The 16,452-nt window shown below is 42.0% G+C and carries 9 protein-coding genes; 5 read left to right on the forward strand and 4 right to left on the reverse strand.

What is annotated here, in order from left to right:
- Positions 1-65: 65 nt before the first annotated feature.
- The 3 genes from QO187_RS00850 to QO187_RS00860 all read left to right on the forward strand — a co-directional run bounded on the left by QO187_RS00850 (position 66) and on the right by QO187_RS00860 (position 8,597).
- Positions 66-2,192, forward strand: coding sequence for a hypothetical protein (locus tag QO187_RS00850; RefSeq protein ID WP_371546685.1), 2,127 nt, complete (start codon positions 66-68; stop codon positions 2,190-2,192).
- A 139-nt stretch (positions 2,193-2,331) separates the two neighbouring features.
- Positions 2,332-7,665: an SdrD B-like domain-containing protein gene (locus QO187_RS00855; protein ID WP_102094886.1), complete on the forward strand. Its 5,334-nt coding sequence runs from the start codon at positions 2,332-2,334 to the stop codon at positions 7,663-7,665.
- Positions 7,666-7,820: 155 nt separating this feature from the next.
- On the forward strand, positions 7,821-8,597 hold the full coding sequence (locus QO187_RS00860; protein ID WP_102094887.1) for a hypothetical protein: 777 nt from the start codon (positions 7,821-7,823) through the stop codon (positions 8,595-8,597).
- Positions 8,598-8,712: 115 nt separating this feature from the next.
- On the opposite strand, the gene QO187_RS00865 is transcribed toward QO187_RS00860, so the two are convergent.
- From QO187_RS00865 to glpK, 4 genes are all read right to left on the reverse strand, one after another.
- Positions 8,713-9,405, reverse strand: a complete 693-nt coding sequence (locus QO187_RS00865) for a TetR/AcrR family transcriptional regulator (protein ID WP_057759404.1) — start codon at positions 9,403-9,405, stop codon at positions 8,713-8,715.
- Positions 9,406-9,641: 236 nt separating this feature from the next.
- On the reverse strand, positions 9,642-10,664 hold the full coding sequence (locus tag QO187_RS00870; protein WP_102094888.1) for an endonuclease/exonuclease/phosphatase family protein: 1,023 nt from the start codon (positions 10,662-10,664) through the stop codon (positions 9,642-9,644).
- Between the two features lie 266 nt (positions 10,665-10,930).
- Positions 10,931-11,443, reverse strand: a complete 513-nt coding sequence (locus tag QO187_RS00875) for a hypothetical protein (protein WP_371546688.1) — start codon at positions 11,441-11,443, stop codon at positions 10,931-10,933.
- A gap of 247 nt (positions 11,444-11,690) precedes the next feature.
- Complete coding sequence (gene glpK, locus QO187_RS00880; RefSeq protein ID WP_102094890.1) at positions 11,691-13,301, reverse strand: glycerol kinase GlpK; 1,611 nt, start codon at positions 13,299-13,301, stop codon at positions 11,691-11,693.
- A gap of 507 nt (positions 13,302-13,808) precedes the next feature.
- On the opposite strand from glpK, the gene QO187_RS00885 reads away from it, so the two are divergent.
- Both QO187_RS00885 and QO187_RS00890 read left to right on the forward strand, forming a co-directional pair.
- Positions 13,809-15,467, forward strand: a complete 1,659-nt coding sequence (locus tag QO187_RS00885) for a TolC family protein (RefSeq protein WP_102094891.1) — start codon at positions 13,809-13,811, stop codon at positions 15,465-15,467.
- 102 nt (positions 15,468-15,569) lie between these two features.
- Positions 15,570-16,436, forward strand: a complete 867-nt coding sequence (locus QO187_RS00890) for a YihY/virulence factor BrkB family protein (RefSeq protein ID WP_102094892.1) — start codon at positions 15,570-15,572, stop codon at positions 16,434-16,436.
- The last annotated feature ends 16 nt before the right edge of the window (positions 16,437-16,452 follow it).

The raw sequence follows: 16,452 nt of genomic DNA on the forward strand, positions 1-16,452 counted from the left end.
TCAACAGATATTAAACCTTCACCCTTTTAACGTTTCAATTTCTAATCTTAATTCTGGAGCATTACATGAAATCAAATACTTTTAATTATAGTTTGCTTGCTGTCGGTGTGGCTGCGCTGATGGGCGTATCTACGGGTGCTATCGCAGGTGAACAATCTACTGCAGGCTCTGCTTCTATTACGAACGTTGCCTCAGCAACCTACTTTGTTGGAGGTCAAGAGCAGCAGAAAGTTGATTCAAACCCAGTAGTAATTAGTATTACTGAAACAGTTAAATTCTCATTAGTGGCTACTAATATTGATGGCGATAATGACGTTAATACTAATAAAGGCATAGCTGTTATTCCTAACGGTACTATTACCTATAATCATACTTTGACCAATGGTGGTAACTTTACTGATAGTTATGATATGGACTTAGGTAGTGTAGATGCTACACAGCTTGCCAATATAACAGTTACTTACCAAACGCGTAATACTGCTGGCGACTTAGTCACAGTAACCAATCAGTCAGGTGCTGATTTTGCCAATGCCACTATTATCCTTAAAGCTGGTGATGTATCTTCAATTGTAATCAGTGAAAAAACTTCAGGTAATAAGGGTGGTGCTACTACAGATTTAACCCTATCTGCTACTAGTGATTACTTATCTAAAGACAAAGTTACTGGTAACGAGAAAATCACTAACAACGATGATTCAATTACTAAACTACCAGTATTCAGTATCGTAAAGAGAGTAACAAACTCTTTAGATCTTAACAATATTAACGATACAGCAGAATATACTATTACTGTAAAAAATGACGGTAGCGCAACTTATGCATCTGATGCTAAAAATATCAAAATCGTAGATATTTTACCCGCTGGATTGAAACTAGCAACAGCAAACGGTAGTACCTTACAACCAATTACTGTCACTAACTCCACAAGTAGTGATTCTGTAGGTACTACAACTACGACTAGTACTTCAAGCTCAGTTCCTAATGGTTTTACAATTGACGGTGCGAATTTGAAAGTTGGTAGCACCATTACTATCGTTTTCAAAGTCCAAAGAATTGATGCAACGACGGTATTAGCTGCTTCTACAGTCAACCATGTCCGAGTTGAAGACCTCTTAGACGATACTGCAAATACAACTAACACTAGTAAAGTGATAGATAGTACTAATGCTAGCCCTGCTGGCACTCAAGACGATCCTGCTCAGACTACTGGCACATACTATCCTAGTGGTAGTGATTCAGAGACTTTAAATGGTACTGTGCCAACTACTGTTGGTAGTGACTATGCACAATCTTTAATAACCACTAAGCGTGGATTAAAGATTGAGGGATCAGCTACCAAAGAAATTCCAGTAACCACAAATGGAACAACTCGAGCCAACTACGAGTCAGTTATTACTAACTCTGGCGATCAGGTTGAAGGCGATGTATCAGGTGAGCTAACGTTCACTATCACTGGAGATACTACTGATACAGACGTAAACATTGGTAAACGTGCAAATACTCAAGTCAGAGATGTAACCGTAACGATAGGTACTGTCACAAAAGACATTTCTCCTACCACAGTAGGCGGCAATACATATGATATTTTCAGCGCTTTCCCTGCTGGCATACCTGCTAACGGCACAGCAACGATAAAGTACAACGTTGTCTCTTCAAATGCCATTATCAATACTACTAACAATACGCCAAGTGAAACTACTATCGTAACGTTAGTACCACTTGCACCAGGTAATGATAATAGTGTGCCAACAGAAGGTGCTCGAGTAGTAACTGACAATACTTATGTAAGAGGACTACTGTTGAGTAAAAAACAAGTCATAGACACAAACTGTAACGGCGCAGTGGATAGTGGTGAAACATTAGTAAATACCCAAATATCAGCAATTCCTGGGCAATGTGTCATCTATCAAATCGTAGCGGAAAATAATTCATCTTCTTCAGCAACACCGACAGGCTTAGGCTTTAGTATTACAGATCTAATTATTTCAGATGAACTAGCTAAGTTCACAGGTAACGCTATTTATAAAGATGATGCTGTAACCACTACTACTGGTGGCACTATAACAACAACAGCTACAACCTCAGGTGGCTTCGTTACAACTACTGTCAATCCGCTAACTCCTAAAGGTACAGCAACTTTACAGTTTTCAATTCGTATCAAACCTAATGCTGCGACAGTAACACCTAATTAATCTTATAAGGAATTCCAAATTCTACAAGCATCAAACGATGCTTGTAGGACTCCTCTAGCTTGACCTAGTTATTTTAAATTAGACAAGCTAGAGAATCTCTACCCTTACCCTCACTGATATTTTATTGGATAAGCGACATATGACTCTATCTACCATGACACCGTCTAATCGTACTGCATTGTGTTCAGCAAAGATCTCTGCGCTGTCATTGGCAATGTTGCTTATGCAATCAAATATCGCGATTGCAGCTGATGCAGCAAACCCTAATCTGCAAATCATTAACAATACTGCAAATGCTAATTATAACGTCAATAACCAGACTGACGTCACAATATCTAGCACCTCAAACCAAGTACAAGTCAAAGCCTCAGACCTTCCTGAATACGGTATTAAACTCACTCAACAGCCGTTACTCACCGTTATGCCTAACGCCTTGGTCAACTGGGTAAACGTCCTAAGCAATACCAGCTATAGCAACCAGACTGTTGAGCTAACATTGGCTGTATCGCCAACGCTCTCAAACTTAAAAGTCTATCAAGATTTAAATAAAAACGGCGTCGTTGATAGTGGTGATACTGAAGTTATTTTCGATAATTTAAGCGCACAAATCAAACTTGGACACAGTGAAAGTATCCAGTTTATCGTGCAAGCCTTATCAGATGTTAACGGCAAAAGTGGCGATACTGCAGATATTAAAATTGGCGCTGTCGTTCTAGAAGACCCATCCGTATCGAGTGTCAACGCGATTGATAGACTGATCATCGTTGAGCCTGAAATCAAATTTACAACGCTTAAGTTTGACGAAAACAAAACCACCTCGCAAATCGATGAAAATGTCTATATCGATGCCAGCTATGCGCAGTGTAACGTTCAACTAGATAAGCCAGATCAAGTATGGGTCACGATTACCTCTTTGTTGACGGGTGACAAATACGCATTGAAAGCGATTGAGACGGGCAATAGTACTGGTAAATATCAGCTATCAGCACCAACACAAAACAATGCCAACGCTGTCAATGACAAATTTATTCAGACTCTAGCAAATGATACGTTGACTGCAAGTCTAGACGCCTGTATCGCGCCTTCTGTCGGCACTGGCGCTGAGCAGCTACCAAGCGAAGGTGACTTCACCGTACGTATCGATGACTTAGATACACAAATCAATATCGTCGATGATAGCCCAAGCTTAGTCGTCACCAAAGAAAGCGACGTTAAAAGCGCTGAATTTGGTGATTATGTTAGCTACACCATTAATATCACCAATAGTGGCAACTCTACCGCTTACGATGTGCAACTAAAAGACGCCCTACCACGTGGTTTTGCTTATGTAGATGGTAGTGTACGTGTCAACCAAACTACTGATATCAATATCGACCAAGCGCAAACCACTGAGTTTAAAGCTGATGGTAAATATCAGGTGCTAAATTTAGGTAATATGGCAAATGGCGAAAGTAAAAAAATCACGTATCGTGTCTTAATCGGTGCTTCATCATTAGGCGGTGATGGCATCAACCGCGCGACTGCCGTTGCTAGCAATGAACAAGGTAAAAGCTTAGTTTCAAGAGAAGCACAGTGGAAGATTGAAGTAGAGCGCGGCGTCATGAATACTGATGGCATCATCATCGGTAAGGTCTACCACGATATCAACCGTGACGGCATTCAACAAAAAGAAGATGGCGAACTTGGCGTTGCAGGCGTGCGTATCTACATGGAAAACGGTAACTTTGTCGTGACTGATCCTGAAGGTAAGTATAACTTCTATGGTGTCAGTGCCAAAACTCACGTCTTAAAAGTTGACCGCACCACCATCCCTCACTCAACCGAGATGGTCACCCAAAGTAATCGCAATGCTGGTGATGCTGGCAGCCGTTTCGTTGACTTAAAATATGGCGAATTACATCGTGCCGATTTCGGTATCGTGGTCGGTATGGGCGATAGCACTGAGCGTTTGAATACGGAGCTTGTCGCTCGTAGCAAATCAGTAAGCGCTAAGAATGGTAGCCTTGAGCAAGCAGTAAAAACCGAGCTAACCCTAGATCCTGACTACAATCGTGACTACGATGATAATGTAGACGCCAGTGGCTGCAACATCAATGGCGACTTAGATCTGGGTAGCAACTGTGACTCTGCTATCGTCAATGAGATAATCAATCCAGCCGCCAATCGTGTTGATATGACGGTAACCACTGTTGCTCCACCAGTAGAAAAAGAGCTTGAAGAATACTTAAAAGAAGTGGCTAATAACGATGTTACCTTCATTAACTTAAATGAAGGTCAGCAGCTTAGCACTTATAAACAAATGGTCCAAGTTCAGGCACCACTAGGCAGCAGCTTTACCCTTTATGCTAATGGCAAAGCCGTATCAGAGCAGCAAATCGGTAAAACTGCTGAGCAGAAAAAGCAGAGTGTTGTAGCTTTCGATTACTATGCTGTTGATTTACAGCGCGGCAAGAACACCTTGCGCGGTGTGGCAACTGACGTCAATGGCAAAGTCATCTCTGAACAGACGATCAACGTCTTGACGCCAGATAGCTTGCAAGCGATTGACTATCGTACTCAAGATAGCTTAGTCCCAGCCGATGGCATGAGTGAATATCAAATCGTCATCAGCCTAAAGGATCGTGATGGTCGTCCTTATGTCGCCTCTACGCCGATTACTATCGATACCAATATCGGCCGTATCAACCTAAAGGATGGTAGCCAAGACAAGGCCGGCACTCAAATTACTGTTTCTGGTGGTGAGCTGTTAATACCCGTAACTGCACCTAGCGTACCAGGTAAGGGCGAGCTAGTAATTGACACAGGTAGCAGCAAACAAATCATTCCGTTACAGTTTACTGCTCAACTACGTCCACTACTTGCTGTTGGTATTGTAGAAGGTGCTATTTCACTAAAAGACTTTGACGGCAGCAGCATCACCGATGCTCAAGGTGCATTTGAGCAAGAGCTAAATGACTTTGCTGGTAATGATGATTACACAGCTTCTGGTCGTGCTGCGATGTTCCTCAAAGGAAAAGTACGCGGCGACTATCTGCTAACGCTTGCATATGATAGTGATAAAAAAGGCGAGCGTTTGTTCCGTGATATCGAGCCGGGCGAATATTACCCTGTCTATGGCGATTCATCAGCCAAAGGCTTCGATGCGCAATCTACTAGCAAGCTTTACGTGCGCCTTGATAAAGGTCGCTCGTTCGCTATGTATGGTGATTTGAAAACTCAGATTGATGATGACGAAGGTATCAAACTTGGTCAATACAACCGTACATTAACTGGTCTAAAAGCTCAATTTGAAGATAGCAATACTCGTGTTACTGCCTTTTTAGCAGAGACCAGTACTAGCCAACGTGTAAATGAGACTCGCGGTTTGGGCATTTCAGGCCCATATCCATTGGCTGAGAACTTCGATGCGGTATTAGAAAACTCTGAAACGGTTGAAGTTATTACTCGTGATGCCAACAACCCTGGGTTGATTATCAATCGTGAGACGCTTACTCGCTTTGCTGATTATGAGATCGACCCTATCAGCCGTAGCTTATTCTTGACGGCACCAATTGCTAGTCAGGATATCGAAGGCAATCCTATCTATATCCGTGTCACTGTAGAAGTTGATGAAGGCGGTGAAGATTATTTGGTCGGTGGTATTGCCGCGAAGCAGCAACTAACGGATAAAGTCGCCATCGGTGGTAGCTATGTGAATAGCGATGACCCATTGAACAAAGAAGAGTTGGCTAGTGTTAATAGTGTTGTTAAATTCAATAATAAGCTAAAGCTGGTCGCAGAATATGCGATGAACAAAGCTGAGAACCCAAATTTTCAGTCAAGTAATCAAATCAACGCGACAGAATTGACTGATAGTGATGTTGAAGGTAACGCACTACGTATTGAGCTTGATTTTGATAATAAGAAAAATACGCTTGCCAAAGCTTATTATAATGATGCTGATGAAGGTTTTGCCACTGGTGCATCACCGCTTACTGCTGGACGTACTGAATCTGGTGTAGAGGTTACTCATACTCTAAATGATAAGCAGACTGCTCTTAAGTTAGAAGGCATACGCACAGAAGAGCATACTACTGACGCTAGCCGCGAAGGCGTGCAAGCAAGCGTTGAGCATCGTTTAAGCGAAAACATCGTTGGTGAAATTGGGGTTCGTTATTACAAACAAGACGCGACTGCTGCCTCACGTAATACTCAAGCCGCGACAGACGTTGTAGATATTACAGACGACACTTTGTTTAATGATGACATCATCAATCAGTCAGCATTAAGCAGCGTTAGTAACGCTGAAGAAGATATTGAAGGCACGACTGTTCGCGCTCGTATTACCTCTCGTCTACCTAAGTTGAATAATAGCTTGGTATTTGCAGAGTATGAGCAAGATATCGAAAACAGCTCACGTAATGCGACTTCTATCGGCGGTGAGACAGCACTTGGGGACTTGGGTCGTCTATATGCTCGTCATGATTTGATTAATAGCCTGTCTGGTACTTATGGTCTTGATGATACAGATGAGCGCCAACGTACCACTATTGGTTTTGACGCGACTTACATGAAAGATGGTAAGGTTTATAGCGAATACCGCATGCGCGATGCCATTAGTGCACGTGAGGCAGAAGCAGCTATTGGTCTAAAAAACAAGTGGTATGTTCAAGAAGGTTTAACCTTAAACACTTTATTTGAGCGTGTTGAATCTCTGGAAGGTGAAGAAAGTAACACTGCAACAGCGGCAGGTATCGGTGTTGAATATCTTGCAAAAGAGAATTATAAAGCATCAGGACGTTTTGAAAAACGTTGGGGTGAAACAAGTGATACGCTACTTGGTAGTGCTGGTATCGCCTATCGCTATACTGATGAGGTTACCTTCTTAGCCAAAGACATCTACTCACGCACTGACTATAGTGATGGCGATCGCACTATCAATCGTTTTCAGCTAGGTGCTGCATATCGTGACTACGATAGCAATCAGTTAGATATGCTTGCAAAATTCGAATATCGTTTGGATGATAATAATACTGGCGATGACGCTTACCAAAAAGACACCATGATTTGGTCATGGAATGGTAATTACCATCCTACGCGTCCGTTGACGTTGTCTGGACGGTATGCTGGTAAGTATACAGAATACGAAGCAGATAGCTTAACTAGTAATAATACGGCTCACGCTGTTTATGGCCGCGGTCTTTATGACATCAGTGAGCGCTGGGATATTGGTTTACAAGCAGGTACTTATTGGAATGATCAAGCAAATGACTTGGCTTATATGCTTGGTGCAGAAGTGGGTTATAGCCCAATGACCAATCTTTGGTTATCACTTGGTTATAACTTCATGGGCTTTGAAGATGAAGATATTGCTTATGACGACAGTACTCAGCAAGGTGCTTACTTTAGATTGCGCTTTAAGTTTGATGAAGACTTATTCAAACGTGAAGACCCACGTAAGAACCAACGTCTGAGCAGCAATTCTGCATTTTAATTGATTGATACTAATGACACTGTCGTAAGTACAATCTTATGACAGTATCATGATTGTCTTATGACAAATTATTTTGTCATTCAGTAAACAATTAAGTCAGCCCTAGTAATGGTAAATAATACCAACGTTTATTACCTTAACATAAGGTTTACACCATGTTTGATTCAGCCATCAAAGCAGCACCTTTCAAGCGCTCAGTATGCGTTACACTGTCAGCTTTATTTTCGTTAACCTTTATGCAGCCAGCTTTAGCTAAGAGTGAGACTGTCCAAGTAGCTAACTCAACTAGCATGGGTGAATATTGCCGCGATGATAGTCAGACTCAAACACGCTCTTATAGATATCAAAGCGAACAGCAGCGCCTATTAAATTGTATGGTAACGCAGTTAAAACCTTATCAACAAAAAGACAAGACAGTAGCTCAACAGTATTTCGCATATAAAGCGCAAGCGTGGTTGAACTATGCTATTCATCAAGACAGTATGAATAGCCGCTCATCCGCGGGTCAAGTTGCGTTAGAAATGGCAGAGCCTATATTGCAAGCGCTAGATAATGACACGGTACAAGACTTGGGCTTGCATCAAGATATTCCGTCTACCTCTGCTCTAATGCGTCCTGATCTATGGGCAACTTTAAGCGCACTTAAAGATGGTGATGGCATAGCGTCAGCACCACGTGAGATGGCATTTAGTGAAGTGGCTTTAATTTGGGCTGCAACCAATCAATGCGCTCGAGGCTGGCGCGAATCTGGTATGCATTTTCGCATGGCTGATCGCTGGATTGAACAAGCTCGCGAAGCTTACGTCAATGCAAATGACTCACAGACCAATGTAGCGCTAGAGAAGTCAATAGTCAGTTATCATAAGCAGTACTCGCCTTTAGACGCGAGCGATGATATTTGCCGTGGACAAGATTTGACATCTAATCGTTAAAAAATAGCTGTTTTATTAGAGATATTAATCTCTATTATTTCTAATCTTATGCTAAAAATTAGACGAGAAAAAGCCGACATATTTGTCGGCTTTTTTATGTTTAAAGTAAGCTCAATTAGCGGTTTTTACGTGGTAGCTTTTCTGGTAGGTAACAACGTAAATAAGCAATAAATGCTGTATTTGCTTCTTGGATATACTCTTCAGTAATACTCTGATGACGGCGATAAGACAACGTAAAGATAGCATTTACGATGCTATAAGCAATCAACAAGGTATCTTGGATATCATGGAAGTTTGGCATCTCATAACGCTCTGACAAACGCTTATAGACCAGATCAACAATTTGATGATCCATATCTTCACCAAAACTGTCACCTTCAAAATCAGGTGTATTGGTGTCATAGATAAGCTTGGCTTTTGTCTCATCGTTATGGAATATGGTAATACAACGATCGATAAGCGCCGTTAGATACCCTTGCCATCTATCATAGTTACCAATATCGACGGTCTCTACCATCTCTAATATTTCAATCGCATTCAAAAAACGCAATGCTAAAAAGATTGCTTCAATATTAGGGAAAAAATGGTAAGCAGAAGCTCTTGGTATGCCCGCTTCTTCACACACAGCTGCTAACGTAATATCGTTAATAGCATGCGTTTCGCTCAATTTTTTGGCACCAGCCAATAGTTTTTGACGACGTGCACGGCCTTGTTGGCTAGTAAACTTAAACTTATTAGGTACAAGCTTTTTTGCCAATTCCGAATCTACCAACACATCTTCAATCTTTTCGTCTTTGTTATCACTCATTGTGAATCTCTTAATGTTGCGCCCTATTTTATAAATATAATCTTCATTGAATAGTATTTATCCTCAAATAAAGGATGATGACTGTCAGCTAAAATATAAAGCCTGTATGGTCACTACTATGTTCAATGCAAAGGCATCATAAACGCTTGTACATTATCAAGCAAGGGACATGAATAGGTTAAAAAACAATACTACGATCAGCAATTTAATAGAGCTAACCGTCTAATTTTATAAAGTTAATCATTGAGTTTTATTTTCGCCCTTATAATACCATGATCAGTGACTCTATCGGCATAGTCCCACTTCAAATGATCATTAAAATAATCAACTCGTTCGACATAACCGAGCGAAAACTTACTATCAGGCAAGAACTCTTCTGAGACAAACAACTGGTCAATAACTTCTGGCATACCTTGATATATATGGGTATAGGCAACATCCTTCATCCAGCCATATCGTGCTTGAATACGAGCAGCATCAAAAAGTGCGACATCACGCATACTTTTATCATAATTAACTTCCCCAGTTTCTGTCATCAACTGAGTAGTCACGCTACCTGTAACATCATTCATATCGCCCAATAGGATCAATGGTTCACGGGTATGTTGCAATCGCTCTATAATAGACATACGGATAGAGGCCGCTTCTGCCGCGCGCATACATAAACTACGAAGCTTGGCGCGAACTCGAATATTTGGATCGTCCATGTCTTCTAATAGGTCACCATTTTCGTCGCGTAAGAAAAAAGCACGTTTGCTTTTTAGGTGCGCTGTAATAATTGTAATGGGCTGCCCGTAGGCGTCAACACGTAACACTAATGGAGGACGGTTGAAGCGTTGATAGGGACCGATATCAGGTACATCAATAATGGCTTTTGGTGCTATATCTTCTAGCAAACTGGTTTCTAACTGCTCAAATCTGCTGATAATACCGACAGCAGGTGTATTCTGTGCACCCATGCCTTTGGTATATATACTCGCGCTATCATTACTTGCAAGTGGAATGACCGCATGCTCGGGCTTGAAACCTAGTGAAACAGCCAGCGCCTCTAATGCATCACTATCCCAAACCTCTTGTACTGCGATAATGTCAGCATGCGCTTTAGCCAATAAATCTGTAAGACCTCGCAGCTTATGTTCGTAGGTTCTATCATTATAAGCTGGCACATTTTCATAATAAGTTCGATTAGGGTTCGCAAGGTTCAGCAGGTTTGCCGTTGCGATATAAAACTGTTTATGACCTTCAGTGTTATTACTCATATATTCCCCATCGTTCTCATTATTATAGTACATAATATTCACGTATATGTATACGTTGCAAATTTTATGCCTAAAAAAACTCCCAAAGCTAAACTTTGGAAGTTTTAAAATAACATATATGTAGATAGGTAACTCTATTAATAGAGCCGAGAAAACAATCGAGCTGTATTGTGCAATAAAATAGTAATCTCATATACTAGCCAATTACTAATCCGCACGTTTACTAGGATATCTAACATACAGCTCCATGTACTACCTATCGTTTATTATGATACACGGTGCCATGCATCACGTGATGCTTGACGCGCTTCGTTCCATTCCATACGAGACTCACCCTTCACTTCGTGCCATGAGCGCTCTAAATCTGCCTCATGATCTTCAAAACGTGCATCTACTGGATAACGAGCACGGTTTGCGTAACCTACTGCATAAGCTGGGTGCATATCGCGATCGAAGTCATACCCTTCTTTAAAGTAATCGGCGTTCGCGTATTCTGCACGCCAGTACGCTTCTTCATGCGTTGGATCAATAGCTTCTGCTGCTGCATGACCTGCGCCGCCACCAACGATAGCACCAATAGCACCACCAATTAGCGTACCTAATGGACCTGCCATTGTGCCGATAGCTGCACCTGCCGCTGCACCGCCTACACCGCCAATACCTGTCCCTACTGGATGTGAACCTGGCTCACCGGTAATGATGTCTGCGTTTAAATCTTCTTTTGTCTCTTTTGACATATGTTTTACTTCACTGCGATCGATAGCATCATGGTTACTCATAGTATTGTCCTTAAATTATTTATTATTTATTGAATTATTTATTTGCTAATTATTAGCGGTCTTACTAAATCCAATTGAAGTATAGAAATTTATAGGTAAGGACAGATAGGCCGATTTTGTAAACTGTGTCCGTATTGCGATTATCTTGCGTTACAGCCTGTATCTTTATCACATTTGTGTACGGCAGCCTCATACTTTGAGTAATTATAAATGTACTATCACAATAAATTTACTAAGTAAATCAATCTTATAACGGCATTAGAGACCTTTTGATAGCTTGTTGCCATTTAGCAAGATGTCGCTCACGAGTATCAGCCGACATACTTGGTTCAAACACGCGATCTACCTGCCATGAAGCTTTCATTGTCGATTCATCATATAGCCCAGTTTTCAGACCTGCGAGTAGTGCCGCGCCCTTTGCCGTAATCTCTGTATCTCTAGGACGTAATACCGGAACACCCAACAAATCTGCTTGGAACTGCATGAGTAAATCATTATTTGCAGCGCCACCATCTACTCTCAGCTCAGTCAAAGGATGAGGGCTGTCCTTTTGCATAGCGATAAGTACATCATAGGTTTGATAGGCAACGGCCTCCAATGCAGCGCGAGCAATATGGGCCTTAGTAGTGCCGCGGCTCATACCAGTGATGCTAGCGCTAATATCCGAACGCCAGTAAGGCGCGCCCAATCCAGTAAAAGCAGGTAATAGAACAACATCTTCGCTACTGTTTACTTGACGGGCTAGGTCCTCGACGTCACTACTCTGCTGAATCATACCCAAATTATCACGTAGCCATTGAACGATAGCCCCTGCCATAAAGACACTGCCCTCTAGAGCATAAGTGACTTCCTTTTTGGGCGGTTGTAGCATGCGTTTGCCTGACTGTACGATTTGATCAAATGACAAATTGTCTGGACGAATTGGTGAGGTTTTACGTTGCCATGCGATGGTGGTTAGCAGTTTATGCTCACTCAATTTTGGCTGTTGGCCAATATTCATCAGCATAAAACAGCCTGTACCGTAAGTGTTCTTAGCCATGCCTGCATCAAGACAACCTTGCCCAAAGAGCGCTGCTTGCTGATCACCCAATACTGCTTGAATGGGTATTTGCTTTGCAAACAGACCTTTTTTGGTTTTGCCAAAATCACCGTCGGACGATAGTACTTTAGGCAATATATTCATAGGTATAGTAAATCGGTCACAAAGTGTCTCTGACCATGCCAGCTTATGGATATCGAATAACAATGTACGAGAAGCATTGGTCACATCGATGACATGCTCCCCGCCTGTGAGCTTATAAATCAGCCAACTATCAATGGTACCGACCGCTATCTCACCTTTGCTGGCTCGTACACTAAGTTTCGGATTGTTTTCGAGCAACCAAGCGATCTTACTGGCACTAAAATACGGGTCTAAACGCAGGCCTGTAATACGCTGAACTTCATGTGCCATGTTGACGCTCTCAATGCTCTGATGCACAGGGTCATTCATACTATTGCTAGCGCTTTCAGCAGCAAGCGTCTTACAGTAATTTGCGGTACGCCTATCTTGCCAAATGATGGCGGGAGCCAGTGGCTTACCAGTTTGCTTATCCCACATCACAATCGACTCACGCTGATTGGTAATCGCGATACTGGTAACGTCAGTGGCAAGCAACCCTGCCCGATTAATAACATCATGTGCACAGCTAATCTGAGTTTGCCAGATCTGCTGTGCATCTTGTTCAACGAATCCAGCTCTTGGTGTTTGCAGCGTCGTTGGCTGTTGTACCATTTTGATAGGACGCGCATGATCATCGTACAATATCGCTCGACTCGATGTGGTCCCTTGATCCAACGCTAAAATATACCCTGCCATGACACATCCTCTGCTAATATTGTTTATTCTGTTTGATAGCCATTTAGTGACTATTCATTGACTGATTGAGCATTTTCTATTTGTTAATTACTGCCTAAATTTTTCATAATGAGATTAAAAACAAAATCTAACTAAAAATAAATTGCTTGAATTGAAAACGTCTTGTTGGCTATGTTGTTACTTATAAACAGATATTTAAAAATTAAATCAATCCTCTATCATACCGCTACTGGTCGCACAATAGAAAACGGCAAAATACTGAGCATTGACCCGTCACCATTGTGGCTCTACAGTGTACCTCTTATGACGAATAACCGCTTGTTAGCACTTTTAATATAGACGTATTTTTATATTAGAATATGAATGATTTATTTAAGCATCATTCTTTCGCTAGCTAGCAAATAGTCTATAATAGTTCAGCAACTTTATATCCTGAGCAATGAAACCTATCGGTGCTGTTCCTTATTTTATAATACCTTACATTCTAATTAATGGCTTATGTGACTTATGAAATTCATTTTATCAGCGCTACCGACTGCTATGATGACAGTTGCAGTCATGAGCGTGCCTGTCATGACTTACGCAAGCACTGACGCTGACAGTATAGAAGTGTCAGATGATGTTACACCAGTGGCTGTGACACAAATCATAGATGCTAATAGTCTGACTGAGAATGATAAACCAGCTGTCGCGCCTTTTCATACAGTACCAAACCCTCAAAACGTTGAGTCGCAGGCACTGTCTACGCTTGTGGACCCTATTACACATAAAACAGTCGATAACAGCTACGCACTAGACGTCTCAAGCTTTTTGAGTTTAGAGCAAGCGCAAAAGCTGCTGGTACAAGTATCACCTAAAATTGCTGCCAATCAAGCAGCGATTGCTGCTAGCGAATACCAAACTGACGCGCTCAGAACTATCGACAATCCGCTCGTATTTGCTCGAGTATCTGCCAGTGCCTATCATTTAGATGAGGATATAGATTTATCTTCTCTCAGAAGCGGTATCGTCAACGAAGTAAACAATGGCGTAGATAACATAGTCCCTCCTACAGCAGACCTACCAGACTTTGGTGAGCTGGTCGGTGAGCGTATTCCCGACTCTTATAACTTCAAGCGCTCAGGCTCTACGTCGGGTGCAGGTCTTGGTGTCGTTTGGCCTATTTATACTGCTGGGCGTACAGACGCATTGACTGGCGCCTCGGATGCACGTACACAAGAAGCGATGGCTGATAGCGTACTGGATAAAAATGAGCTTTATAATACGTTAATTGAGCGTTATTTTAAGGCACAGCTAGCGATTATCGCTGCTTACTTACGAGAAGACGCTTACGATACATTGCAACAGACCGACCATATGGCCGAGCGTCTGTTTGAAGAAGGTTTTATCTCACGTGTCGATAGACTAGAAGCACAGTCAGCGCTTGCGGATGCCAAGAGTGAATCCGTCAATGCGAATAATGACGCGCGCCTAGCCATGATTGCGCTACAGCGTCTACTACGTACCGACTACCGTATTAAACCGACCACGCCATTGTTTGTCTCTAGTCGCCCTCTACCAGATGTGAGCTATTTTCAGGACTTGGCACTAAACAACCATCCCGGACTGCAAAAAGTTGCAGCCAAGCGGGCACAGGCTCAGCAGTTACATGCGCTATCAGATACGGGCTACAAACCTACGGTATTACTATACGGTTATGGTCAGGTAGAGAAAGATCCAAGCTGGGTCGCTGGTATATCTGCCAGTTGGAAACTATGGGGCGGACTCGATAAAGCCGCATCGCTAGCATCCAGTAGTGCCAAAATACGTCAGGCCGATCTCTCTGAGATTGAAGTTAGTGACAATTTATTGCTACTGGTAGAAAAAAACTGGCACGATGTCAATAATGCTCAATCACGCTATCAAGCATTACAAAGTAATGTTGATTTGGCAGCAGAAGTATTACGACTACGACGCTTAGGATTACAAGAAGGTGTAAATACCACCGTTGACGTAGTGCAAGCACAAACGCAATCGCTGAAGGCACGTACCGAGCAAGCACAGGCTGCTAATGACTATGTACAGTCACTGGCTGCCCTTATGCAAAGCTGTGGTACGCCACTTGCTTTTAATGCTTATCTCAATGCCGCTGACATTCAATTGCCTACTTTATATACTGAGCAATGATTTGATGTGAGAAACCATAAGTCGTGCTGATAAACGCTTTGTATTACCATAAAGCCGATATCGAAAATACTATTACCAACCCTATTACGAACAGCTGCTTTTATGAAAAAATTGACCTCTAAATCGATAAAAAACTGGCTACAGACGTTACTAGAAACGTGGCGTATTGCCAATAACTCTAATGTTTGGGCGCATTGTGCAAGTGTAGGTTTCTTTGGATTCTTATCAATTTTTCCCGTAATGGCTGTGTTTGTCCTGCTTTATGGTCTTGCGTTTTCTCCTGCTGAGATGCAAGAGCAAATCGCGCTTTTGAGTCAGTTTATACCTGATACAGTATATGAAGTGCTCAACTCCCGTCTGAGCGAGTTGGTTTCTACAACCACGTCTGCCCTGACTTTCAGCTTGCTTATATCGTCCTTGCTCGCACTTTATGCGGGCTCCAAAGGTATCAAATCTTTAATTATTCTTATTAATCTTGCGTTTCATATCACTCAAGAGCGTAGTTTTGTACAAAGCACGATTCGCGCAGTTGGTTTGACCTTTGCAGCAGTAGTCGTATTGATTATCGCAGTCTCTTCTATCGCGATTATTCCCTTGGGAGCCGCCTACTTCCCTTTCCCTCAGATAGCAAAGACGATTGCGCTTTGGAGCAGGTGGCCCATATTGACAGGTATCATATTCTTAAGCTTTTTGGGTCTTTATCGTCTAGCCCCAAATCGTGATGCTGTTGCCCTCAAAAAACTAATGCCGGGCGCTGCGCTGGCAACGGTTTTATGGATTATATTGTCCATCTTATTTTCAATTTATGTGCAAAATTTTAATAACTATAGTGCTGAGTTTGGCGCGCTTTCAGCTGCTGTGGTCATTATGCTATGGCTCTATTATTCAGCATTTATCGTCGCTCTTGGTGCTATTTTCAATTCTGAAGCCATAGACAACGCCAAGCCTTATGCGTTTCGAGTGTACTAGTAATAAACCCTTTATT

This window comes from Psychrobacter sp. Arc9 (assembly GCF_041431295.1).
Classification (GTDB): domain Bacteria; phylum Pseudomonadota; class Gammaproteobacteria; order Pseudomonadales; family Moraxellaceae; genus Psychrobacter.